This is a genomic window from Cellulomonas cellasea, assembly GCF_030372105.1.
GTDB classification, from domain to species: Bacteria; Actinomycetota; Actinomycetes; order Actinomycetales; family Cellulomonadaceae; genus Cellulomonas_A; species Cellulomonas_A cellasea_A.
Genome location: NZ_JAUDBQ010000001.1, coordinates 327,452 through 349,734, shown reverse-complemented (window position 1 = coordinate 349,734; position 22,283 = coordinate 327,452). Strand labels below are relative to the sequence as shown.

At 72.8% G+C, this 22,283-nt stretch carries 21 protein-coding genes and 1 tRNA gene; 13 read left to right on the top strand and 9 right to left on the bottom strand.

Features of this window, described 5'->3' with window-relative positions:
• The first annotated feature begins 62 nt into the window (after nt 1–62).
• From QUV83_RS01595 to QUV83_RS01585, 3 genes are all read left to right on the top strand, one after another.
• Nucleotides 63–1,127, top strand: a complete 1,065-nt coding sequence (locus tag QUV83_RS01595; protein WP_436231864.1) for an amino acid ABC transporter permease — start codon at nt 63–65, stop codon at nt 1,125–1,127.
• Complete coding sequence (locus tag QUV83_RS01590; protein ID WP_289561985.1) at nt 1,127–1,897, top strand: amino acid ABC transporter ATP-binding protein; 771 nt, start codon at nt 1,127–1,129, stop codon at nt 1,895–1,897. Before QUV83_RS01595 ends, QUV83_RS01590 begins: the two co-directional genes overlap by 1 nt.
• Nucleotides 1,898–2,029: 132 nt before the next feature.
• Complete coding sequence (locus QUV83_RS01585; RefSeq protein ID WP_354003915.1) at nt 2,030–3,013, top strand: ABC transporter substrate-binding protein; 984 nt, start codon at nt 2,030–2,032, stop codon at nt 3,011–3,013.
• A 31-nt stretch (nt 3,014–3,044) separates the two neighbouring features.
• On the opposite strand, the gene QUV83_RS01580 is transcribed toward QUV83_RS01585, so the two are convergent.
• From QUV83_RS01580 to QUV83_RS01550, 7 genes are all read right to left on the bottom strand, one after another.
• Nucleotides 3,045–3,440: a hypothetical protein gene (locus QUV83_RS01580; RefSeq protein WP_289561981.1), complete on the bottom strand. Its 396-nt coding sequence runs from the start codon at nt 3,438–3,440 to the stop codon at nt 3,045–3,047.
• A 12-nt stretch (nt 3,441–3,452) separates the two neighbouring features.
• Nucleotides 3,453–4,754: a DUF4032 domain-containing protein gene (locus QUV83_RS01575; RefSeq protein WP_289561979.1), complete on the bottom strand. Its 1,302-nt coding sequence runs from the start codon at nt 4,752–4,754 to the stop codon at nt 3,453–3,455.
• Between the two features lie 114 nt (nt 4,755–4,868).
• Complete coding sequence (locus QUV83_RS01570; protein ID WP_289561977.1) at nt 4,869–5,996, bottom strand: ABC transporter ATP-binding protein; 1,128 nt, start codon at nt 5,994–5,996, stop codon at nt 4,869–4,871.
• A gap of 170 nt (nt 5,997–6,166) precedes the next feature.
• Nucleotides 6,167–7,726, bottom strand: coding sequence for an outer membrane protein assembly factor BamB family protein (locus QUV83_RS01565; protein WP_289561975.1), 1,560 nt, complete (start codon nt 7,724–7,726; stop codon nt 6,167–6,169).
• A gap of 58 nt (nt 7,727–7,784) precedes the next feature.
• A complete protein-coding gene (locus QUV83_RS01560) occupies nt 7,785–9,380 on the bottom strand; it encodes an outer membrane protein assembly factor BamB family protein (RefSeq protein WP_289561973.1) in 1,596 nt (531 codons plus the stop codon).
• Between the two features lie 61 nt (nt 9,381–9,441).
• Nucleotides 9,442–10,236, bottom strand: coding sequence for a trehalose-phosphatase (otsB, locus tag QUV83_RS01555; RefSeq protein WP_289561968.1), 795 nt, complete (start codon nt 10,234–10,236; stop codon nt 9,442–9,444).
• Entirely contained in the window at nt 10,229–11,680 is a 1,452-nt protein-coding gene (locus QUV83_RS01550; RefSeq protein WP_289561966.1) for an alpha,alpha-trehalose-phosphate synthase (UDP-forming), read from the bottom strand. The genes otsB and QUV83_RS01550 overlap by 8 nt, the downstream gene beginning before the upstream one ends.
• Before the next feature lie 118 nt (nt 11,681–11,798).
• Between QUV83_RS01550 and QUV83_RS01545 the strand changes: the two genes are divergently transcribed.
• From QUV83_RS01545 to QUV83_RS01520, 6 genes are all read left to right on the top strand, one after another.
• A complete protein-coding gene (locus QUV83_RS01545) occupies nt 11,799–13,703 on the top strand; it encodes a protein kinase domain-containing protein (RefSeq protein ID WP_289561964.1) in 1,905 nt (634 codons plus the stop codon).
• A 40-nt stretch (nt 13,704–13,743) separates the two neighbouring features.
• Nucleotides 13,744–14,262: a hypothetical protein gene (locus QUV83_RS01540; protein ID WP_289561963.1), complete on the top strand. Its 519-nt coding sequence runs from the start codon at nt 13,744–13,746 to the stop codon at nt 14,260–14,262.
• A gap of 39 nt (nt 14,263–14,301) precedes the next feature.
• Nucleotides 14,302–15,177 carry a DsbA family protein gene (locus QUV83_RS01535; RefSeq protein ID WP_289561962.1) on the top strand — a complete coding sequence of 292 codons (876 nt, stop codon included), beginning with the start codon at nt 14,302–14,304 and terminating at the stop codon, nt 15,175–15,177.
• A gap of 96 nt (nt 15,178–15,273) precedes the next feature.
• A tRNA-Thr gene (locus QUV83_RS01530) sits at nt 15,274–15,350 on the top strand.
• 114 nt (nt 15,351–15,464) lie between these two features.
• Nucleotides 15,465–16,430 (top strand): quinone oxidoreductase family protein, encoded by a 966-nt coding sequence (locus tag QUV83_RS01525; RefSeq protein ID WP_289561960.1) that lies wholly within the window; start codon nt 15,465–15,467, stop codon nt 16,428–16,430.
• A 50-nt stretch (nt 16,431–16,480) separates the two neighbouring features.
• The gene (locus QUV83_RS01520) at nt 16,481–17,596 is read left to right on the top strand and encodes a hypothetical protein (RefSeq protein ID WP_289561958.1); all 1,116 of its coding nucleotides are present in this window, start codon (nt 16,481–16,483) and stop codon (nt 17,594–17,596) included.
• Here the strand turns inward: QUV83_RS01520 and QUV83_RS01515 are convergent.
• Both QUV83_RS01515 and QUV83_RS01510 read right to left on the bottom strand, forming a co-directional pair.
• On the bottom strand, nt 17,593–18,102 hold the full coding sequence (locus QUV83_RS01515; RefSeq protein WP_289561956.1) for a hypothetical protein: 510 nt from the start codon (nt 18,100–18,102) through the stop codon (nt 17,593–17,595). The two genes, QUV83_RS01520 and QUV83_RS01515, sit on opposite strands and share 4 nt — an antisense overlap.
• A gap of 73 nt (nt 18,103–18,175) precedes the next feature.
• The gene (locus QUV83_RS01510) at nt 18,176–18,847 is read right to left on the bottom strand and encodes a response regulator transcription factor (protein WP_289561953.1); all 672 of its coding nucleotides are present in this window, start codon (nt 18,845–18,847) and stop codon (nt 18,176–18,178) included.
• 77 nt (nt 18,848–18,924) lie between these two features.
• Between QUV83_RS01510 and QUV83_RS01505 the strand changes: the two genes are divergently transcribed.
• The 4 genes from QUV83_RS01505 to QUV83_RS01490 all read left to right on the top strand — a co-directional run bounded on the left by QUV83_RS01505 (nt 18,925) and on the right by QUV83_RS01490 (nt 22,193).
• Nucleotides 18,925–20,070 carry a sensor histidine kinase gene (locus tag QUV83_RS01505; RefSeq protein ID WP_289561951.1) on the top strand — a complete coding sequence of 382 codons (1,146 nt, stop codon included), beginning with the start codon at nt 18,925–18,927 and terminating at the stop codon, nt 20,068–20,070.
• A gap of 192 nt (nt 20,071–20,262) precedes the next feature.
• Nucleotides 20,263–20,682 carry a hypothetical protein gene (locus QUV83_RS01500; RefSeq protein ID WP_289561949.1) on the top strand — a complete coding sequence of 140 codons (420 nt, stop codon included), beginning with the start codon at nt 20,263–20,265 and terminating at the stop codon, nt 20,680–20,682.
• Nucleotides 20,683–20,856: 174 nt separating this feature from the next.
• Nucleotides 20,857–21,390: a signal peptidase I gene (locus QUV83_RS01495; RefSeq protein WP_289561943.1), complete on the top strand. Its 534-nt coding sequence runs from the start codon at nt 20,857–20,859 to the stop codon at nt 21,388–21,390.
• The gene (locus QUV83_RS01490; protein ID WP_289561941.1) at nt 21,387–22,193 is read left to right on the top strand and encodes a hypothetical protein; all 807 of its coding nucleotides are present in this window, start codon (nt 21,387–21,389) and stop codon (nt 22,191–22,193) included. The genes QUV83_RS01495 and QUV83_RS01490 overlap by 4 nt, the downstream gene beginning before the upstream one ends.
• The last annotated feature ends 90 nt before the right edge of the window (nt 22,194–22,283 follow it).

The following is a 22,283-nucleotide window of genomic DNA, read 5'->3' as shown; positions in this document are numbered from 1 at the left end:
ACACCCCGCTGTTCGACGTGGACGCGGACCCGCAACCGCGCCCGCTGCCGTTCGAGAAGCGCCTGCCGCGCGACGCGAACGACCTGGCGCCAGCCGTGCCGCGGCCGGTGGACGCCGACGCCGACGCCCGGATCGTGCCCGCCCGGCATGTGGGCCGCTGGGTCGCCACCGCGGGGACGTTCGTGCTGCTGGCGATGGTGATCAGCTCGTTGACCACGAACGCGCGCTGGGAGTGGTCCATCGTCTGGCAGTACCTGACGTGGCCGTCGGTGCTCAACGGGCTGTGGGGCACCGTGCGGCTCACCCTTGTCGCAGCGGTGATCGGCTTCGGGCTGGGCACAGTCCTCGCGTTGATGCGGCTGTCGCCGTCGCCGCTGCTGCGCTCGGTGTCCTGGACGTACACGTGGGTGTTCCGGTCGGTGCCGCTGATCCTGCAGCTGCTGCTCTGGTACAACCTGGCGTACCTGTACCCGACGCTGAGCATCGGCATCCCGTTCGGCCCCGAGTTCCTGCACTTCGGCACGCTCGACGTGATCGACAAGTTCGGCGCCGCGGTGCTGGGCCTCGGGCTCTCCCAGGCGGCGTACTCGGCTGAGATCGTGCGCGCCGGCATTCTTTCGGTGGACCAGGGCCAGCATGAGGCCGCCGCCGCGCTGGGCCTGCCGCGCCGTCGCCAGCAGCGGCGCATCATCCTGCCGCAGGCGATGCGGACGATCGTGCCCACCGCCGTCAACGAGATCATCGGCCTGGTCAAGGGCACCTCGGTGGTCTACGTGCTGGCCTACGGCGAGTTGTTCTACGTCGTCGGAGTGATCTACGGGCGCAACCAGCGGGTGGTGCCGCTGCTGCTCGTCGCGGGCATCTGGTACCTGGTGCTGACCACGTTCATCACGGTGATCCAGTACTACGTGGAACGGCACTACGCCAAGGGCGCGCTGCGCACGCTGCCCCCGACGCCGCTGCAGCACGCCCGGTGGACCGTCGGCGTCGCGTGGACGCGGCTCACCGGACGCCCGCTGCCGACGGGGGCGCCGCCGTCCTACCTGGCCAGGTCGTCGGCGGCCTCGAATGTGCTGACCCGCACCCGCACCCGCGTCTCTGCGGGCGCCGACGGAGGGCGGATCTGATGGCCACCGCTGGACACGTGGAGGTGCGCGGCGTGCACAAGTCGTTCGGCGCGCTCGAGGTGCTGCGCGGCGTCGACCTGGAGGTGCGGCCCGGCGAGGTCACAGTGATCGTGGGCCCGTCGGGCTCCGGCAAGTCGACGCTGCTGCGCGCCATCAACCACCTGGAGAAGGTCGACCGGGGGCTCGTGTCGCTCGACGGCGACCTCATCGGCTACCGCCGCACGTCGCATGGCGTGCTGCAGGAGCTCAAGGAGCGGGACATCCTGCGCCAGCGCACCCACATCGGGTTCGTGTTCCAGTCCTTCAACCTGTTCCCGCACCTGACTGCCCTGGAGAACGTGGTCGAGGCGCCCGTCTCCGCACAGGGCCGGCCGCGCGCCGAGGTGGAGGTCGAGGCGCGGGCGCTGCTCGCGCGGGTGGGCTTGGCGGACAAGGCCGACGTGCACCCGCGCCGGCTGTCCGGCGGGCAGCAGCAGCGGGTCGCCATCGCGCGTGCCCTGGCGCTGCGGCCGAAGGTCGTCCTCTTCGACGAGCCGACCTCCGCCCTCGACCCCGAGCTCGTGGGCGAGGTGCTCGACGTCATCAAGGATCTCGCGTCCTCCGGGACCACGCTCGTCGTGGTCACCCACGAGATCGGCTTCGCCCGCGAGGTCGCCACGACCGTCGTGTTCATGGACGAGGGGGTGATCGTCGAGCAGGGCCCACCCGGCCAGGTGCTCGACCATCCCCGGCATGAGCGCACCCGGGCCTTCCTCGACAAGGTCCTCTGAGCCGGCCCATCGCACACCCATGACCCCGGGGCCCGCCCCGAGGGGTGAGCGCGCGCCGCGTGCCACCCGCTATTTCCCCACCCCACCGAAAGTGAGCATCCCGTGACCGCAACGACCCGACGAGCAAGGCTCGTGACCGCACTGGCCGTCGTGCCCCTGCTGGCGCTTGCCGCGTGCGCCGGCGCCCAGGCGGGCACGGACGACGCCGCTGCACCGCTGGACGACACCTCCGCGAAGGCCGAGGCCGTGGGCCTGGAGATCAGCACCAGCCCCGAGCAGAACCGGGTGCGCAGCACCGAGGCCGCGGACGCGATCGCGCTGCTGCCGGCCGCGATCGCCGAGCGCGGCGTGCTCAAGGTCGCGACGAGCGCCGGCGGCAGCGCGCCGCTGACGTTCCTCGCCGACGACGAGAAGACGCCGATCGGCAACGAGACGGACATCGCCCAGCTGGTCGCCGACGCGCTCGGCCTCGAGCTGCAGTTGGAGGTGCGCGCCTGGGCCGACTGGCCGCTGGCCCTGCAGTCGCAGGATGTGGACGCCGTCATCTCCAACGTGACCGTCACCGAGGAGCGCAAGGAGCTGTACGACTTCTCGTCCTACCGCAACGACCAGCTCGGCTGGATCGTCGGGACGGACGGCGACGTCGAGTCGATCACCGAGCCGGCGGACATCGCCGGGCTCAAGGTGGCCGTCGGATCGGGCACCAACCAGGAGAAGATCCTGCTGGCGTGGAACGAGGAGAACATCGCGAAGGGGCTCGACCCGATCGACGGCGGCGAGCCGGAGTACTTCGAGAACCTGTCCGACGCGCTCCTCGCGTTGCAGTCCGGCCGGCTCGACGCCTACGTCGGCCCGAACGCCTCGCTGGCCTTCACGGCGGCGTCCTCACCGCAGGACTTCCGGGTGGCGGGGACGCTCAACGGCGGCTGGCCCCTCACCGCGCAGATCGCGGTGGCGACCCTCAAGGGCACCGACCTGGCGCCTGCGGTGACCGCCGCGTTGGAGCACGTCTTCGAGGACGGCACCTACGCCCAGGTGCTCGAGCGGTGGGGCTTGCAGGACGAGTCCATCGACAAGCCGGAGACGAACCCGCCAGGCCTGCCGAAGACCAGCTGACCCCCGGGCCGCACCCTCGCCCTCGTGCCGTTCAGCGGTGCGAGGGCGAGGCGGCGGCCTCGTCCTCGAGTGTGCGACGGTGGCTGGACGCGACAGCCGTGTGGGCCAGCATGCCGCCGCCCGCGACGAGCGGGGCGATGAGGGCCAGGGTCACCGTCCAGCCCGGACCCGCCTTGAACGTGCCTGCGCTCGACGTCCACTCGCACGCCACACCGAAGGGGAACCACGTCCGCGTCCCCTGCACGTCGTAGAAGTCCTGGAAGCGCTCCGGGATCTCATTGGCCTGGCTCGCGCACCCGCGGGAGGGGGAGCGGTCCAGGGGAGCGGACGCCACGATGCCGATCGCGAGCATCACGGTGACCGCGGTGGCCACAGCCCAGCCGACCACCACACGCTGGGCGGAGTGCGCAGACTCGGACGAGATCATCTCGCCGGGGCCTCAGTCGTTCGAGGCAGGGGCGTCGTCGACGGCGGGCAGGGAGCCCGTCGGGTGGGCGTCCTCCCGCAGGTCGGCGGCGCTGACCCCGAGGATCGCCTGCTCGTCAGGGCGGCCCGGCAGGATGTTCTCGACATACGAGCGGGTCGCCTCAGCCATCGGCACGTCCCGGCGCTGCTGCTGGGACAGGAACCAGCGGTGGTCCAGCAGCTCGTGGAAGACCTGCGCGGGCTCCAGCTTGAGCCGCAGGTCGCGGGGCACAGCGCGCACCGCGGGCTCGAAGACCTCGGTGAGCCAGTCATGCGCGACGAAGGACTCGTCCTCGCCCTGGCGGTGTGTGGCGGCGCGGTAGGAGTCGAGGTCGTTGAGCAGCCGGCGCGCCTGGTTCTCCTGCACGTCGAGCCCCGTCAGGCGCATCAACCGCCGCGAGTGGTGCCCGGCGTCGACGACCTTGGGCTGGATGCTGACAGTGGTGCCGCCTACGTCCGTGGTGATGTCGAGCTCGCCCACGTCGAACCCGAGGTCGTTGAGGCGCTCGATGCGCGCCTGCACCCGCCAGCGGTCGTCCAGGCCGAAGGACTCGGCATCCGTGAGCGTGGTCCACAGCTCCGTGTACCTGTCGACCAGCATCTCGCCGATGGCGATCGCGTCGACGTCGTCCTCGAGGAACTCGCCGGCCTGCAGGTCCATGAGCTCGCCGATGATGTTCACCCGCGCGACCTCGAGGTCGTAGGCGCGCTGCCCCTCGGTGAGCGTGTCGTGCAGGTCGCCCGTCTCGGCGTCGACCAGGTACGCGGCGAACGTCTCGGCGTCGCGGCGGAACAGGGTGTTCGACAGGGACACGTCACCCCAGTAGAACCCGATGAGGTGCAGGCGCACGAGCAGCACCGCGAGGGCGTCGATGAGGCGCGTGGCGGTGTCGGGGCGCAGCGTCTGGCTGAACAGCGCGCGGTACGGCAACGAGAACTGCAGGTGCTTGGTGATGAGCACCGCCTCCAGCGGCTCGCCCTCGGGCGTCGCGCGGCCGGTGATGACCCCCACGGGCTCCACACAGGGCACGTCGAGGCGGTTGAGCTGGCGCAGCAGCTCGTACTCCCGGTACGCGACGCTCTCGCCGATCTCCTTGATCGCGATGACGCGACCGGACAGGCGGGCGAATCGCACGATGTGCCGCGAGATGCCGCGGGGGAGCGCGGCGAGGTTCTCGGCGGGCCAGTCCTCGAGCGGGATGTGCCACGGGAGGTCGAGCAGTGCCGGATCGGGGGACGCGGCGGTGATCTGCAACCGCTGCGGGCGGGGACTCATGGCCTCGATCCTCTCAGAGACTGCTGGTGGGATGCGCACAGGTTCATCAGGGTGGAACGCCCGAGGGCGGGCCCGGCAGCAGCCGGACCCGCCCTCAGGTGTGGTGCGTGGTGGTCAGACGGCGATGCGCTCGCCCGAGCCGGCGTGGAACAGGTGCTGCTCGCCGGTGCGGATCCGGACCCAGATCGTCTCGCCCTTGCCGGGCACCTGACGCGGGTCGACGCGCACGATGATCTGCGCGTCGCCGGCCCCGGAGTGCACGGCCTCGGCGGCGCCGAACTCGTTGGTCAGGGCGCCGTAGACGAACGCGTCGGAGCCGAGCTCCTCCACGAGGTTCACGACGACCGGGATCGCGTCCGGCGTGCCCTCGGGCACCACGTCGAGCGACTCGGGGCGGAACCCGATGGTGATCTGGTTCTTGTCCTCGGGCTGGAGGTCAGTGATGACCTGGCGCGGGACGGCGATGCGGGCGCGGCCGACCTGCGCGTAGCCCTCGAGCACCGCGAACGTGCCGATGTTCATGGCCGGGGAGCCGATGAAGCCGGCGACGAAGACGTTCTTCGGGGTGTCGTACATGTCGCGCGGCGTGCCGACCTGCTGGAGCAGGCCGTCCTTGAGGACCGCGATGCGGTCGCCCATGGTCAGGGCCTCGGTCTGGTCGTGCGTGACGTAGACCGTGGTGACGCCCAGGCGGCGCTGCAGCGACGCGATCTGCGTACGCGTCTGGACACGGAGCTTGGCGTCAAGGTTCGACAGCGGCTCGTCCATGAGGAACACCTGCGGCTGGCGCACGATCGCGCGGCCCATCGCGACACGCTGACGCTGGCCACCCGAGAGGGCCTTCGGCTTGCGGTCGAGGTACTCGGTGAGGTCGAGGATCTTGGCGGCCTCCTCGACACGGGCGCGGATCTCCGCCTTCGGCGTGCCGGCGATCTTGAGCGCGAAGCCCATGTTGTCGGCAACCGTCATGTGCGGGTACAGCGCGTAGTTCTGGAAGACCATCGCGATGTCGCGGTCCTTGGGCTGCACGTCGGTGACGTCGCGGTCACCGATCAGGATGCGCCCGCCGTTGACGTCCTCGAGGCCCGCGAGCATGCGGAGCGAGGTCGACTTACCGCAGCCGGAGGGGCCGACGAGGACGAGGAACTCGCCGTCTTCGACGTGGAGGTTGAGGGCGTCCACCGCGGGACGCTCCGTGCCGGGGTAGACCCGGGTGGCGTTGTCGAACGTGACCGTAGCCATGTCAGTTCCCTTCACCGGCAGGTACGTGCCGGACGATCCGTTGTGAAAGGTGTCAGAAGTGTCGCCGCTGACACAGTCCGAAGGCGGCCATCGTCGTTCGACGCTGAAGCCTGCGGTCCGCGGCCCATCCTGCCACATGCCAGAAGGGGGAAATGACCTGCCTAGCGCGGCTATCCGCTGCCGAAGACGCGGGCCGGTCCCGGGGTCGATGTCTGCCAGGCGACGAGCCGCCCGCCCACGGGCATGACCCAGACGTCGTGCCGCCTCCCCCGCATGTCGAGCGGGGCGCCCCAGAGCTGTGAGCCGTCACTCTTCGAGAGCGCGACGACGCTGAACTCTCCCATCGACGCTGCGCCACCGGCCTGCCCATCCGCGTCGGCCTGCCAGTCCACGACAAACAGGTCGCGGCCGTCGGTGAGGGTGTTGCCGCCCCAGGCGGCCTCGGACCCGGCGAGCTCCCGCGTCCACAGCCTGCGCCCCAGCGCGGTGTCGACGGCGACGATCTGAGCGCCGGCAGAGAGGTACAGCACCCCCTCGAGAAGTATGCCGCTGTACGTCTCGACGTCGACCTCCCAGAGCCGTGCGCCTGTCTCACAGTCATGGGCGGCGAGAGCGGAGTCGCCCACGAAGCACTGCCCTGGCGCCGATCCGTCATCGACGCTGAGGATGAGCGGCTGACCGGAAACCTGGGTGCGCGAGCCGTCCGGATGGACGAGCACGGACGGCGCCGCGCCGCCCGTCGTGAGCATGTGGGTCGATTCGCGCACATGTGTCAGCCGGTCTCCCAGCTCCGTTCGGGCGACGGCATGGAGGACCTCGCCCGTCGCCGACACCACCCATTCGGTCCGCTGCCCGCTGACGACGAGGCCGCCATCCGGCAACGGGTTGAGCCAGGCCTGGCGCCAGATGGCCCCGCCGTCGAGCGTCTGCTCCACGGCGGCTCGCGCTTCCTCCTGGGCGGGCGAGACCTCCGCGTCGGGCAATTCCCGGCGCCACCGCACGTCGCCCGTCCGCAGGTCGCTGGCCTCGAGGGTGACGGTGCCGGCGGCGGTGCTGCTGGTGGCGACTTGATCGCCCGCGATCACCGTGGGGGAGTCAATGGCGACCTCGCGCTCCGCGACGACACGGTGCCTGACGGGGTCGATCACCACCAGCCTCGCCCTGGTCGGCTGGGGCGGCTCGGGCGTCGAGGACAGCGGTGACGCGTCGGGGGGGATCTCGTACCGGTCGTTCACCGAGCACACCACCAGATCCTTGGCGTCGACGCAGTACGGGACGCGCCAGCGGCCCTCATCCTCGGTGGCGCGCGTCAGCTCGGGGTCTGCGACGGGCACCTCCCATCGCGCCTCGCCGGTTGCCCCGTCGACTGCTCGCACCGCCTGGGAGCCGTCGGGCTCCATCACCCCCAGCACGATGTCCGCTCCCACGCGCAAGGTCGGCATCCCGCTCAGGTCGTCGGTGCGCCACAGCTCGCGCATCGACGCGTCGAGGGGGAGCAGCACGCCGGGGAGGTCGCCGACGCGGTCCAGCGCGGCGCGCTCGCGCTGGTCGAGCACTGCCTGGCCACCCACCAGGACGACGGCCGCGACAGCCGCGACGGGCCACCAGCGCAGCAGGCGGCGCCGCGCGAGCCCGTCGGCCGCGACGGGCTCCTGGGCGTCGCCGCGCGCCGACACCACCCCGTCGCCCTCGTCGAGGACGACGGGCACCATCCGCGTCGGGCCTTTCATGCGGCCACCCCCGTCATGTCGGCGTCCAGCGTCGGGCCAGGGGCCGTCCGGGCGCCGCTCATGGGCTGCCGTACACGCGGGTGATGTGGCTGTCGCCCCACTCATCGGTGGTGGAGATGGCCAGGCGGCCGCCCAGCTCGGAGATGGACAACGACGAGTACGTGGACGACTCCGTCAACGGGATCCGCCACGACTCCGAGCCGTCTGCCATCGACAGGGCCACGAGGTCGGTTGTGCCCTGCGCCGCTCCGCTGTCGCCGTCGGCTGCTGGCGCGTACTCCAGCACGAAGAGGCTCTCGCCGTCGGTGAAGACCTGTTCAGAGCTCAACGACAAGGTCGCGTCGCGCACGGATCTCCACCGCAACTCGCCGGTGGACGCGTTCATCGCGGTGACCTGGGTCCTGGTCGCCGAGTAGAGCGTCCCGTCGAGGAGCAACCCCGATGTGCTCTCGGACGACGCCTCATCCCACCTCTCGGCGCCTGACTCGCAGTCCACGGCGCGGAGCCGGGCGCGTCCGCTCAGGAAGCAGAGGTCTGCCGCGGAGCCGTCATCGATGGCCAGCGACACCGGCTGCTCCGCGACGGGCTGGGTCCAGGACCCGTCGGCGCGCAGCAGGGACAGCATGGCCGTGCTGGCGGCGCTGTAGTCGAGCTTGGACCACAACTGGCCCCGGAGCAGTTGGACGTACGCCTGCCTGTCGCCGAAGGGGAAGGTCCGCAGCACTTGCCCGTCCTCCGACAGGGCCCAGACGTCGCGATGCCCGTGGACGACGATGGTGTCGCCCTGTGCGGTGATCCAGACCGCTTCCGTTGTCTGGAGGGCCCCGGGCTCCAGGTCGGATGTGCCCCCGGACGCGGCGCCCTCCTCAGACTTGGGCAGCGCGCTCTGCCACGAGGGCTGGTCAGATCGCAGGTCCCACGCGTGGACGCTCGCGGCGCCATCGGCAGCCGTCGTGGCGATCAGCAACGCGTCGCCGAGCACGGCCGCCGCGCCGGCTGACGCGATCTCGTGGTCGCTCACCACGGCGCCCGTCGCGGTGTCGAGCACCACCGTCCGGGTCCTGCCGTGCTCTGACCATGCGGTGTCGGAGTCGAGCACCGGGTACTCGTCTTCCACGGTGCACCAGACCAGGTCGCGGTCCGGGACGGGCTGGCACCTGGGGCCGAACCAGGGGCCGACTGTCACGATCGCCTCGGCCAGGTTCGGGTCTGGCGGCGCGACGGGGGCGGACCACAGCGCGCCGCCGCTGCCCCCGTCGAGGAGCTCGACGAGCTGGGAGCCATCGGGTGAGGCGACGCCCCTGACGAGGTCGCCACCGACGTTCGCTCCCGTCGCGACTCCGGGGGACTCGCTGCTCCACAGCTCGCGCAGGGTGGACGGGTCGACTGCGGCGAGCACACCGGGAACCGAGCGGAGCTGGTTGAGCCGCCCTCGCTCCCGGGCGTCGAGCACGAGTTGGGCGCCTCCCAGCGCCAGGGCCACGACCACAGTGGCGGCGATGGGCCACCCCCGCCGTGCGGCACGGCGCCAGCCAGAGCCGTTGCCGCCCTCAGCGGCCGGCCCGGCGTCGGGGCGGTCGGAGCGCGCGCCGTTCGGGAACCCGCTGCCCTCTTCCTCGAGGGCGACGGGCTGCATCTGGTGCGGCCTGGTCATCCCGGCACGCTACCCACGCGCGGCGGTCCGCGTCGCGGAACCGGGGAGGGATTCGCGCTGATCAGCCGGCGGCAGCCGCCAGGTCGTCGCGGAACCGGGCGAGTGCCGTCACGACGCCCTCCGGGCTGTCGATCCGGTATCGGGCGCCGGTGTCGCCCGCCCCCACCTTGATGGTCACGTCGTCCGGGCCCAATGCCTCGAACGCCCGCTCATCCGTCACGTCGTCACCCGCGTAGATCACGACGGGCGCCCCGATCTCCTGGCGCAGCGCGGTGAGCGCCTCGCCCTTGCTGGCGTGCAGCACGGTGAGCTCCACGACCGCCTTGCCGTGGAGCACCCCGGTGCCCAGCCGTTCGCCGAGGGCGAGGGACTCCTGCTCGGCTGCCTGTGCGACCTCGGGGTCGGCCAGGCGCGTGTGCACCACCACGGCTGTCGGCTTCGTCTCCACCCAGACGCCCTCGCGCCCACGGGCGACAGCCGCGGCCTCGGCGCCCAGCGCCGCCAGCCGGTCCGCCTGGTCGTCGGTGAGGCGCACGACGTCGCGGTCCAGGCCATGCGCGGTCACGCGGGCGCGCTCGGCGCCGTGGCTGCCGACGAGCAGCGTGCCGACGGGGACCTCCGCGAGGGCGTGCAGGTCCGCCATCGCGCGGCCGGAGACGAGCGCGAGGACGATGCCGTCGGTGGCCGCGAGGTCGGCCAGCACCCCGACCCCGTCGGGCAGGATGCGGGAGGCCGCCGGGTCGTCCTGCAACGGCGCCAGGGTGCCGTCGAAGTCGAGCGCGAGCAGCACGGGCCGCCGGGACTGGTCGGCGGCGAGGGCGGCCAGGGCCGCCGTGGGGTCATGGGGTTCAGGCATGACGCTCCTGGGTGTCCTGGGTCTTCTGCGGGGCCGGCACTGCGGCGAGCGCCGACAGGAACGAGTGCGACCAGGCCGCGACGTCGTTCTCCAGCACCTTGCGGCGCAGTCGGCGCATGCGCTTGCGCGCCTCGCGGGGGTCGATGTTGGCGGCGTAGACCATCGCGTTCTTCAGGCCCGCGATGTCATGCGGGTTGACCAGGATGGAGCTGGTGAGCTCGTCGGCGGCGCCGGTGAACTCGCTGAGCACCAGGGCGCCGCGATCGTCGGAGCGGGCCGCGACGTACTCCTTGGCGACGAGGTTCATCCCGTCCCGCAGCGCGGTGACGAGCATGACGTCGGCCGCGAGGTACAGCGCGGCCATCTCCTCCATGGGGTAGGAGTGGTGCAGGTAGTGGACCGCCGGGCGGCCCAGCTCGCCGAGGTCGCCGTTGATGCGGCCCACCAGCAGCTCGACGTGCTCGCGCAGCTGCTGGTACGCGCCCACGTTCTCGCGGCTGGGGCTGGCGACCTGCACCAGGACGGTCTCCGGGACGCTCAGCCGGCCGTCCTCGAGGAGTTCGCCGAACGCCTTGATCCGGTGCCGGATGCCCTTGGTGTAGTCGAGGCGGTCCACCCCGAGCAGCACGACGTCGGGGTCGCCGAGCTCGGCGCGGATCTCCTTCGCCCGGGCCTGCACCTCGGGGGTGCGGGCCAGCTCGTCGAACTTCTTCGAGTCGATCGAGATGGGGAACGGCATGGCCCGGACGTGCCGTTCGGGGCGGTCGCCCTCGGCGGGCACGGTGATCATCTGGCCGCGGGTGGTGAGGTCGGTGAGCCGGCGCACCACCCGGACGAAGTTCTGCGCGTCACCGGCGCGCTGGAAGCCGATGAGGTCCGCGCCGAGCAGGCCCTCGACCACGGCGGTGCGCCAGGGGAGCTGGGCGAACAACTCCAGGGGCGGGAAGGGGATGTGGTTGAAGAAGCCGATGCGCACGTCGGGGCGCAGCTCGCGGAGCATGCGCGGGACGAGCTGGAGCTGGTAGTCGTGCACCCAGACGGTGCCGCCGGGCGCCACCTGGGCGGCAGCGGCCTCGGCGAACCGCTGGTTGACCTTGCGGTACACCTCCCACCACTGCCGGTGGAACGTGGGCGGCTCGATGACGTCGTGGTAGAGCGGCCACAGGCTGTCGTTGGAGAAGCCCTCGTAGTAGTCCGCGACCTCGGCCTCGGAGAGCGGCACCGGCACCAGGCGCATGCCGTCGGTGTCGAAGGGCTCGAGCTCGACGTCGGGGGCCCCGCTCCAGCCCACCCATGCGCCATTGGCCTCGACCATGACCGGCTCCATCGCCGTCACCAGGCCGCCAGGGGAGCGGTCCCACGACACGTCGCCATCCGGGCCGATCGTCACATCGACCGGGAGGCGATTCGCGACGACGACCAGGTCATAACCGGCAGATCCCACCGAGGCACACTCCTTCTTGGGGTTCTCTCGACCCTAGCGTGACCTGGGATGTCTCGCTCGGCCTCCCCGTCGAGCGCGGCTGCGCGCGGCAACGGCCCCGCGCGGATACCGTCGATGCATGGAGCGCATCGGACTGGAGCCAGGGTCCGAGGTGGGTGGCTACACGGTGGTGGCCCCCCTCGGCTCAGGGGGCATGGGCACGGTGTACCGGGCACTCGACGGGGCGGGCAACGCGGTGGCGCTCAAGCTGCTGCACCCGCACGTGGGAGCCGATCCCGCGGCCCGCGATCGGCTGCGCCGCGAGGTCGTGGCCCTGCAACGGCTGCGCCATCCGGCCGTCGCCGCCGTGCTCGACGCCGAGGCCGACTCCACCGAGGCGTTCATCGTCACCGAGCTCGTCGCCGGCCGGAACCTCGAGGACCACGTCCGCGACAACGGCCCGCTCGACCCCCACCAGCTCGCCGAGTTCGCCGACGGGCTGCACGGCGCGCTCGCGGCCGTGCACGAGGCCGGCGTCGTCCACCGCGACCTCAAGCCCAGCAACGTGCTCGTCACCGACACCGGCCCGGTGCTCATCGACTTCGGCATCGCGCAGGCCGCCGACGACCCCCGTATCACGTCCACCGGCCTGGTGATCGGCACCCCCGGCTACCTGGCCCCCGAGCTGCTCGACGACGCCGAGCCCACTCCCGAGACCGACTGGTGGGGCTGGGCCGCCGTGCTCGCCTTCGCGGCGACGGGCCGCCCGCCGTTCGGGCTGCGCCCGCTGGCCGCCGTCATCGCCCGGGCCCGCTCCGGGGAGGCTGACCTCGCAGGGCTGGGGCCGCGCACCGCCGCAGCGCTGGGGCAGGCGCTCGCGGGGGAGGCCGCCGACCGGCTGCCGCCCGCCGAGCTCGTCGACGAGCTGCATGAGGCCGCCGCCACGGGCGACACGGCAGCGGCCTCCGAGACCGTGGTGCTGCACGCGGGCGACGCGCACGACACCGAGCTGTTCTCCTCGGGGCAGGCCACACAGCGGCTCGACGCGGACCCCGCCACCCAGCGGCTGCCCGCGCAGGATGCCGACAGCACCGCCGTGTGGGGCGCGGGCGCCGCCGCAGGCGGCACCCAGGTGTACCCGGTGCAGCGGGGAGTGCGCCGAGAGTCTGCCTACCCGCGCGCCGACCAGCCCGCCGACACCGCGGTGTTCGGGGCGCCCCCGCGTCAGGAGCAGGCGTACGACGACTACGGCCACGACGACTACCGCGCCGACGGCGGGGGCGACTGGGACCGCCACGACGAGGGCCAGTGGCCGCTGGGCGGCGAGGGCGGCGAGTACTCGGACGACGCCTACCCCGAGGGCGAGGGCGGGTACACACGCCCGCCGGCCCGCCGCCGCTGGGGCACCGTGGGCTCGCTCGGGCTGCTCGCCGTGGTCGGCGCGATGACGTACCCCGGGGTGACGCTCATCGCGCTCGCCGTCGCGCTGGTGCTGGCCCGGACCTTCGGGTCCACCGTCGAGGCGATGCACCGGCGCCGCGAGCGCAAGGGCGTGCGGGGCAGCGACGCGCTGGTCGCCGTGGTCAGCAGCCCGTGGCACCTGCTGCGCGCCATCGTGGGCCTGCTGCCGTCAGTGGTGGTCGCCGCCAGCGCCGTGGTGATCGTGCTGGGGGCGCTGTGGTGGCTCATCGGCAGCGGTGGGTGGACGCCAGGCTCCACGGCGCCCGGCCAGTCGCCCGACGGGCTCGTCGCGGCGGCGATCATCGGCGGGGCGTTCTTGCTCGGGCTGATCCTGCTGTGGTGGGGGCCGATGTCGGGGCTCACCCGGATCGGGACCCGGCGGCTGCTGGCCGTCGTGGCGCCCGGGCGGCGCGGCGCCACAGTGCTGGTGCTCATCACGTTGGCGGTCACAGCGGTGCTCACCGCACAGCTCCTCTCCGACCAGCCGATCCACTGGGCGCCGCTGCCCGAGGTCGACCTGCCCCAGGTGGAGCTGGGGGACGCGCGCCTGGCAGCCGCCATCAGCGACGCGACCTCCCGTTAGGCCCTTCAACGGCGCCAGGAGCACCACGTACCCTGGCCGCATGACCGCTGCCCGCGCGCGCCTCGGCGCCATCCCGCGCATGCTCGCGCGGGACGTCAGCGCGCTCACGGTCGCCTCCATCGGGACTGTCGGGCTCCTGCACGTCCTGTTCGGCGGGCGCGTGCTGCTGCACGCGTGCACCAGCGCCGACGGCCCGCTGGCCATGCTGGGGGTGCGGCTCGCGCTGCTGCAGGGCAGCGCCGACTGCCCGGACGGCAGCCTCGCGATGGACCCGGCAGGCGCGCACCGCGCCGTGCTGGTGATGAGCCTCGCCCTCCCCGTGATCGCCGCGCACGCCGCACTGGGCGCCTGCGGGATCGGCCTCACCGCGCTGCTCGTGCGCGTCGTCAATGCGGCCGGCCGCCTGCTGCGGGCCGTGCTGCGCCGGTTGCCGCGCCCCACGGCGCCGCACGTCCAGGCCCGCGCGCTGTCGGCGGCCTGCGCCGGGCCCATCGCCCGGCCCAGATCCGTCCGAATGGCCAGCCCGCTCCGACGAGGTCCGCCGCTCAGGCTCGCCTGACCAGCCGACCCCACGTCCCCACGCACCGAGAGCAGGACCATGCCGACCAACGACCCCCGACCCAGCAAGGCGCAGCGACGCGACGACGCCCGCGTCAAGGCCCTCCAGCTCAAGCAGGAGCAGGCCAAGCGCGAGAAGCGCAACCGCATCGTGGCGATCAGCGGCCTCGTCGCCGCCCTCGCCGTGCTCGCCGTCGTCATCACGATGATCCTGGCCCAGCAGCCCGACGACAGCGCCGAGGCCGAGGCCGCCTACACCGGCGACCCGGTGACCCTCTCCGAGGTGAAGGAGCCCTCCACCGCGCAGCCGAGCAACGGGGGCATCCCCGTGGCCAGCGAGGACGTCGCCGGGACCACCGCCGACGGCGGCACCGTCGTCGACGTCTACCTCGACTACATGTGCCCCGTCTGCGGCACCTTCGAGGAGGCCAACGCCCACCAGCTCGAGGAGCTGCGGGCCAGCGGCGACGTGACAGTCGTCTACCACCCGATCTCGATCCTCGACCGCGCGTCCAACGGCACCCAGTTCTCCACGCGCGCGGCCAACGCCGCAGCAGCCGTCGCGGACCTCGCCCCGGACAAGTTCCTCGCGTTCAACGACGCGATGTTCGCCAACCAGCCCGAGGAGGGCACCGGTGGCCTGACCGACGCGCAGATCGCCGAGATCGCCCGTGAGGCAGGCGTCCCCGACGACGTCATCGAGGTGTTCACCCAGACTGACGGCGACAACCCGTGGCGCGTCTACGCCCCGTACGTCTCCGCGCTCACCCAGCAGGCCGGTGACGACCTCGAGGCCGCAGGCACGAACCTCGCGACGCCGACCGTCGTCATCAACGGCAAGCCGCTCGACACGTCCGTCTACGACTGGCGCATCGACGGCAAGCTCATCGAGGCCGTGGAGGCCGCGAAGGGCTGACCGTGCACACGGGACGGCGTCGGCTCGGTAGGCTGAGCCGGCGTCGTCCCCGTCGCGGACCGTCACCACGGCCCCGCGACGGCGCCTCGGCGCCACGCCTCCTTAGCTCAGTTGGCCAGAGCACCTGTCTTGTAAACAGGGGGTCACCGGTTCGAATCCGGTAGGGGGCTCCATCTACTCCACCGTCCGGCGTGCGCTCCGGCGCACCGGGTCTAGCGTCTGAGGTGTCAGGTCCGAGCCGTGCCCGGATCCGGCGCGGGTCAGGGATCGACATCCTCGGAGGCGCCATGCGCGCGGCAGTGGTGACGGCGTTCGACAACCCGCCGCGGTGCGAGGATGTGCCGGAGCCGGAGCCGGGCGAGCACCAGGAAGTCGTGGACGTCCTGGCGGCGGGACTGCACCCGCGGGTGCGCTCGCAGGCGAACGGCTCCCACTACACGTCGTCGGGGGTGTTGCCGTTGATCCCCGGCATCGACGGCGTGGGGCGCCGGGCCGACGGGTCGTTGGTGTACTTCCTGCTGCCGCCCGGGAGCTCGCGGGGCTCGATGGCGGAGCGGGTGGCGGTCGACACGCGGCGCGCGGTGACGCTGCCGGACGACTCGGACCCGTTGCGGGTCGCGGCGGCGATGAACCCGGCGATGTCCTCCTGGGTGGCGCTGCGCAGGCGGGTGTCGTTCCGGCCCGGTCAGGGCGTGTTGGTGTTCGGCGCGACGGGGAACGCGGGCCAGCTCGCGATCCAGGTCGCGAAGGAGCTCGGCGCGGGGACCGTCACGGCTGTGGGGCGTGGGGCCGCCCGGCTCGAGGCGCTGCGCGATGTGGGGGCCGATGTCGTCGTGCCGCTCGACGGCGACCTGGGAGAGGCCGCGCAGGCTGTGGGGCGCGCGGCCGCCGAGGTCGACGTGCTGCTGGACTACCTGTGGGGCCCGCCGACGCAGCACGTGCTGGCCGCTGTCGTCGGGAGCCGGGCGGATCCGGCCCGACGGCTCGACTGGGTCCAGATCGGCTCCGTGGCGGGGCCGGACATCACGCTGCCGTCGGCGGCGCTGCGCCGGGTGAACCTGCGGGTGCTGGGCAGTGGGCAGGGCTCGGTGTCGCCCGAGGCGATGGAGGCGGAGCTCGGGGACCTCGCGCGGTGGATCGACGCGGGGGCGTTCACCGTGGGCGTCCAGGCGGTGGGCCTCGCCGACGTCGAGCAGGCCTGGACCATGCCGGTCCCCTCCGGCAGGCGCGTGGTGGTCACCCCGACGCGGTGACCTGCCGAAGAGCGCTGCCCGCCTCCCCTGGCGGTCCCTACAGTGGCGCCATGATCACAGCGGCGGACCTGCTGGCCAGTGTGCGCGGCCGACGGCTCTGCCTCGAGGCCGCCCAGCGTGGGCCGCACGGCGACCAGGTGAGGGTCGCGATGTTCGACGCGGCGCGGCGGGTCGACGAGGACCGGGGCGCCCCCGGCGTCGTCGCCGTCGAGTTCGTCTGCTCGGCGAGGTCGGACGCCGCCGAGCCGCTCGCGGCGCCGACGCTCCACGAGGCGCTGACCGCAGCCGCCGAGGCAGGCGCCACCCACGTCGGGGGACTGCTGCCGGCACTGGCCGACACCGTGACCTCCGCCATGTACTGGCAGCCGCCGCACGCCGAGGACGTCGTCCTCGCCGAGCCTGACGTCAGCGCGTTGCTGTTCCCGATCGCCGAGGCGGTCCTCGCGGCGCCGCAGGCTGCCTGGTGGTCGGGGCCGCTCGACCGTGACGCCCAGGTCCGCACCGCCTTCGCGGGGGTGCCCGCCCCCGTGCGCGACGACATTGCCGGGCGCCGCCTGAGCCGATGGCGCGAGTCTGTGCTCGACCAGGAGCGCTGGTTCGCCCAGGAGCGCGCGGGGCGCCCGCACCGCCGGATGGGCGGCATGTGGTGGGCCACGCCCGCGCTCTCCGGGCTCGACGTGACGACGCGGGCGCTCCCGGGGGAGGGGTCCGCCGCGTTGTGGCTCACCGAGGACGAGGAGGGGTGGGCGTCGGCCGATCTGACCCGGTGCGCGGTCGATCCGGCCGCGCGGGTGCTGGAGATCACCGGCCCGCAGGACTGGGCCGCGCTGGTGGCGGCGTTCCCGCTGGACGTCACGGCCTCACGGCGGCCCGACTGGTACGAGGCGGTGGACGCCCGCGACGGCTCCTGGCTGATCCCCGACTGGGCTGCTGTGGCCGAGGCGTATGACGGCGTGCATGTCAGCGTCCTCGGCTGGCTCCTGACCTCGGGAACGGCAGTGCAGGTGGCGCCCGGGGAGACGACGACGCTGGCTGGCTGGTGTCCGGACGCCACCTGGTGGCTCACTGACACCGTGCGTGAAGGCGCCGCTCGCATGGCTTGGAGCAGGGAGGGCTGGGCCTGGCGACCGGCCGACAGCGCGCAAGCCCCGACGGGGCTGGCCTAGCCGCCCAGGTCGCAGAAGACGTCGCCGTCCACGATGCCCAGCATCGGCCCCGTCCACAGCTCGTCGAAGGCCACGGCGTCGGCATGCGTGGTGAACACCACCCCCACGCCGAACTCCGTGCTCGGCCCATCCGTCACGCCCAGTGCCGCGTATGCGTCGTGCTGGCAGCTCAGGGGCCACTGCGAGCCGTCGTAGCCGACGTCCTCCACCAGGGCGCTCGCGGGGTTCAGCGCGGCGTCGAGGTCGTCAGTGCCGAGGGTGGCCACGGCGATCCACGCGACGGACAGCGGGTTGTGCTGGCCTTGGATGGCGGTGGCGAGCTCGAGGGAGTCGGGCCAGTCGGCTTCGGAGTCGGGCGGAGTGCTCGAGTCGGGGGGAGTGCTCGTGCCGCCGGCCGGGGGGCTGGCGGTGGCGGGCCGTGGTTCGGCGTCGTTGGGGCTGCTGCAGCCCGCGATGGCGCCCACTGCCAGGAGCGCCCCGCCGAGCAGCATGGCGGTCGCTTTCATGACAACGACCATGCCACGCGCTCCGGGGCGCCGCCTCTGGGGAGCGCACCGTCGGGGCGCTGCGGGCGACGGCTCAGGAGGCGGGCCCGGTCTCCTCCAGCAGCCGCAGCGCCGCCGTCACCCGCGGGTTCCGCGCCGGGTCGGCGTCGATGCCGAGCGCCGCGTAGATCGTGTTGATGTGGTTCTGCACGGACTTCTCGGCGATGCCCAGCTCCTCGCCGATGCCCGCGTTGGACAGCCCTCGTGCGAGCAGCCGCAGCACCCGGTACTGGCGGTCGGTGAGCCGCGCCACGGACGACCCGGCGCGTGGCTCCATGCGGTCCAGCAGGGCCGGGTCGAGGGTCGTGTGCCCGTCGGCGGTGGCCCGCACCGCGCGCACGAGCTCGTCGGTGCTGGTCGAGGAGGTCTTGCTCAGGTAGCTCCAGCCGCTGGCGACGTCCGGCGGCAGGTCGAGCAGCAGGTCCATCGCGTCATGCGCGGACAGCAGCAGGATGCCGAGCCCGGGCTGCGCGCGGCGCAGCGTGACGCCCAGCGCGATGCCGTTGCCATCGGGCAGGTCGATGTCGAGCAGCGCCACGTCGACGGCGCCCGGCTTGAAGGCCTGGTTCGCGGCGGTGACGGTGCCGACGGCGGCGACGACCCGCAGCCCCGGCACGCCGGCGAGGGTCAGCTCGAGCATGGAGCGGAAGAGCGGCTGGTCCTCGACGATCCCGACACGGATCAGCCGGTGGTCGGTCTGCGTCACGCCTCCCAGTATCGTCGGCGGCCAGGTCAGCGGGCCGCAAGCGCGGCCGCCGACACCCCACGGGATGCGAGGCGACCATGACGTTCCGCCGCCAGGTCGATGACGCGACGGACCTGCACGCGCTGCTGGTGGCCGTCGCGGCGATCCTCGTCGTGTTCGGGGTGGGCGCCGCGGTGCAGACGGCGTACGTGTTCTCCGCGGGCCCGTTCGGCGTCGGCGGGGCGGTGCCGCGCCTGGCGGCCAACTTGGTGGGAGTCGCCGGGATGCTGGCCGCCATCGCGGCGCTCAGAGTGCATGAGGAGCGCTCGCAGTGGCGCATGCTCGCGCGGGCGCTGGCCGCGGCGGTGCTCGGCGCCGGGGCGAGGTCGCTGGCCCAGCGGGCGGTCGGCATCTACGACGCGGACAGCCCGCTGCAGGCCGTGTCGATCGAGTTCTTCAGCGCCTTGGGCGCTGCGGCCGTGGCGGGGGCCATGGGCGTGGCGTTCATGATGTCGCGGCGGCGCCTGCGCATGCAGGCGCAGGTGTCGGCCGACGGGCGGATCCAGATCGAGCTGGCGCTGGCCGCGTTGCAGAACGAGGAGGTGCGGGTCCGGCGCGAGGTCGCGGAGGGGCTGCACGGGAGCCTGCAGCAGCGTCTGGTGCTGATCGTCGCGCGCCTCGACATCATCCAGGGGCATCTGGCCCAGGGCGCCACCAGCGACGCCGACGTCGAGGCATTGCAGGACATCCGCGCGCAGCTCGAGCAGATCCGCGAGGGTGATGTGCGCGAGGCCAGCCGGATGCTGTACCCGGACGGGCTCGAGGTGGGCATGGTCCCGGCGATGCGGTCGCTGTTGGGCCGCATCCCCGCGAGCATCGGCACACGCCTGCAGGTGTCGCCGGAGGTGCGGGCGCTCGACGATCCGGCTGCCCCGGCGCTCACCCAGACGGAGCGGCTGCTCGCGGTGCGCGTCGTGGAGGAGGCGCTGACGAACGCGCTGCGGCACGGGGGCGCCGGAACACTGCAGGTCCGAGTGGACTTGGACGGGGCGGCCCTCGTCGTGGAGGTGGAGGACGACGGCGCCGGGTTCGACGCGGCAGATGCCGGCCCGGCGTCCGGGACTGCGCGGCTGCGGGACCGGCTGGCGCTCGTCGGCGGGGATCTGACGCTCACCTCCTCGCGCAGCCGGGGCGCCACCTTGCGAGCCCGCGTCCCTATCGCCCGGGCAGCGGCCAAGGCTTGACTGCCTCGGGCGTCAGCCGTCGGCAAAATCCTGCACGGATCGCGAGGTTCGCCCGGTATGGCCCGGGTGAAAGATCCGGACTATTCGCTATCCTCAGGTGCCAGCACCTAGGCGCGTTCCTGTGAGGCCATCTCGACGCGCCTAGCGTCCAGTTTTGCCAGCATCAACAGTTCGTCCCCTCAGGAGTTCCACATGGCCCGCAAGACCTCCAACCGTCGCAAGACCGCCGCTGTCTCCCTGGCCGTGCTCGGTGTCGCCGGCCTCGCGTTGGCGTCAGCCGCCACGCTGAACCTCGAGGGTGGGACGCTCGCGGCCAACACCGTGGTGGTGGCCTCGTGCCAGCCCACCGGGACCCCCATCACCGTCGGATTCGACAACTCCTTCGCCGCGAGCGCCTCGAGCCCGGGCTACAACGTGTCCGGCGTGACGCTCAACGACGTGGACGCGGCCTGCGACGGCAAGGCCGTCAAGGCCGACCTGATCGACGCCTCCGGCGCCTCGCTGGGGCAGGTCACTGGTGTCGCGTCCGCTGGCGCCGTCAACCTCGGCGCCCCGTCCGCGTCTGTCGCGGCGACTGCTGTCGAGAAGGTCTCGGTCGTCATCTCCGACTGAGCCGTCATCTCCGACTGAGCCCCCGTCATCTCTGACCGGGCTCGCCGCGGCAGCGACCAGCTCCGCGGCGAGCCCGTCACCGCGTGACCGTTCTGGGAGACACCCATCACCACCGCTCTGGCGACCACCACGCCCCCGACAGCCGACACGCCTCGCGCGCGTCGGCTTCCGGGCGTGGTGGCGAACCTCGGGCTCGCGCTGTTCCTGGCCGTGGCCGTGTGGGCGCTGTGGCCCTCCACCCTCGGTGGCTGCACCACGCTGACGATCGTCTCGGGGCACTCGATGGACCCCACGTACGCGACGGGCGACCTGGTGGTCGCGCGCTGCGGCGAGCCCCAGGTGGGCGACGTCATCGTCTACCAGCCCGCGACGGAGAACGGCGGCCGGGTCATCCACCGCATCATCGGCGGCGACGGCGAGACCGGCTGGCGGATGCAGGGTGACAACAACGACTTCACCGACCCGTGGCAGCCCGTCGCGGACGAGGTGCTGGGGGTGGCGCGGCTGCACCTGCCGGGGGTCGGCGTCGTCGCCTCGATCCTCCTGATGCCCCTGACTTGGGCGTCGCTGCTGGTGATCGCCGCGGGGATCTTGCTGTGGCCGGGCCGTGCCCAGGCCGCCGAGCCCGACGCCGACGCCATCCCCGCCGAACCCGCCGAGCCTGCCGAACCCGCCGAACCCGTTGAGAGCGAGGAGGGAGCCCGATGAGCCGGAGCGTCCTCCGTGTCGTCGCCGTGATCGGCGCCCTCGTCGTCGCCGGGCTGTCCACCGCGAGCGCCGCGACCCTGCCTCTCGCCACGTCCCGGCTCACGACGCTCACCGCCGCCGACCGGTGCGCCCCCGACCTGGCCGTGGAGGCCGGGACGGCGACGAGCGGGACGGCCAGCAGCGTCACCATCCGCGAGGTCCCCGCCGACTGCGCGGGCAAGACGGTCCGGCTGCGCCTGATCGGCGCGTCGGGGGCGCTCGCGACGACCGACGCCGTGGCCACGCTGCCCGCCGCCGGCGCCACCGCGACCATCCCCGTCGCCGCGTACACGCCGTCGGCCGTGCGGAGCGTGGCGCTCACCGTCGACGGCTGGGGCGTCACCCCCACCTGGTCGGCGCCCACGCCCACGCCGGTGCCCGGCATCGCCTGCACCGTGCTCGACAACCCCTCCGCCACCTGCGAGGTGAAGGTCACGAGCGAGGCCGAGTGGGGCTCGGGCGCGTCCCGGACGTATCTGCGCCGGTTCGAGGTCAGCACCACCTCGACCACCCCGGTCACCTGGCAGCTCACGTTCAACCTGTCCGACACCACGGTGTTCCCGTTCCTCGCGGCGGGGCTCTCCGACCAGCAGGGCGGCCTGGTGAAGGTCAGCGCGAGCGCCTGCTCCGACGCGACCCGGCTCGTCACCGTGAAGGGCACGACGTCGTGGGGCTCGTACCACACCGTCGTCGCCGGGGAGAAGCGCTCACTGGAGGTGCAGGGGTTCGCGTCGGCGGGCGGGAACCTGCTGGCCTGCTCCTGACACCCCGGGAGCCGTGGAGGCGCCGCGCAGCCGGGTGAACGGGCGCGCGACTGCTCACCCGGGCCCGATGGGCGCCGATGGTGACGTCAG

What these genes read in the sequence shown, in the direction of transcription:
- QUV83_RS01535 (WP_289561962.1), top strand. Translation starts at nt 14,302, where the DNA reads ATGCCGACCAACGACCCCCGACCCAGCAAGGCGCAGCGACGCGACGAC.
- QUV83_RS01580 (WP_289561981.1), bottom strand. Translation starts at nt 3,440, where the DNA reads ATGATCTCGTCCGAGTCTGCGCACTCCGCCCAGCGTGTGGTGGTCGGC.
- QUV83_RS01545 (WP_289561964.1), top strand. Translation starts at nt 11,799, where the DNA reads ATGGAGCGCATCGGACTGGAGCCAGGGTCCGAGGTGGGTGGCTACACG.
- QUV83_RS01505 (WP_289561951.1), top strand. Translation starts at nt 18,925, where the DNA reads ATGACGTTCCGCCGCCAGGTCGATGACGCGACGGACCTGCACGCGCTG.
- QUV83_RS01570 (WP_289561977.1), bottom strand. Translation starts at nt 5,996, where the DNA reads ATGGCTACGGTCACGTTCGACAACGCCACCCGGGTCTACCCCGGCACG.
- QUV83_RS01590 (WP_289561985.1), top strand. Translation starts at nt 1,127, where the DNA reads ATGGCCACCGCTGGACACGTGGAGGTGCGCGGCGTGCACAAGTCGTTC.
- QUV83_RS01500 (WP_289561949.1), top strand. Translation starts at nt 20,263, where the DNA reads ATGGCCCGCAAGACCTCCAACCGTCGCAAGACCGCCGCTGTCTCCCTG.
- otsB (WP_289561968.1), bottom strand. Translation starts at nt 10,236, where the DNA reads ATGCCTGAACCCCATGACCCCACGGCGGCCCTGGCCGCCCTCGCCGCC.
- QUV83_RS01560 (WP_289561973.1), bottom strand. Translation starts at nt 9,380, where the DNA reads ATGACCAGGCCGCACCAGATGCAGCCCGTCGCCCTCGAGGAAGAGGGC.
- QUV83_RS01540 (WP_289561963.1), top strand. Translation starts at nt 13,744, where the DNA reads ATGACCGCTGCCCGCGCGCGCCTCGGCGCCATCCCGCGCATGCTCGCG.
- QUV83_RS01575 (WP_289561979.1), bottom strand. Translation starts at nt 4,754, where the DNA reads ATGAGTCCCCGCCCGCAGCGGTTGCAGATCACCGCCGCGTCCCCCGAT.
- QUV83_RS01490 (WP_289561941.1), top strand. Translation starts at nt 21,387, where the DNA reads ATGAGCCGGAGCGTCCTCCGTGTCGTCGCCGTGATCGGCGCCCTCGTC.
- QUV83_RS01565 (WP_289561975.1), bottom strand. Translation starts at nt 7,726, where the DNA reads ATGAAAGGCCCGACGCGGATGGTGCCCGTCGTCCTCGACGAGGGCGAC.
- QUV83_RS01520 (WP_289561958.1), top strand. Translation starts at nt 16,481, where the DNA reads ATGATCACAGCGGCGGACCTGCTGGCCAGTGTGCGCGGCCGACGGCTC.
- QUV83_RS01525 (WP_289561960.1), top strand. Translation starts at nt 15,465, where the DNA reads ATGCGCGCGGCAGTGGTGACGGCGTTCGACAACCCGCCGCGGTGCGAG.
- QUV83_RS01515 (WP_289561956.1), bottom strand. Translation starts at nt 18,102, where the DNA reads ATGAAAGCGACCGCCATGCTGCTCGGCGGGGCGCTCCTGGCAGTGGGC.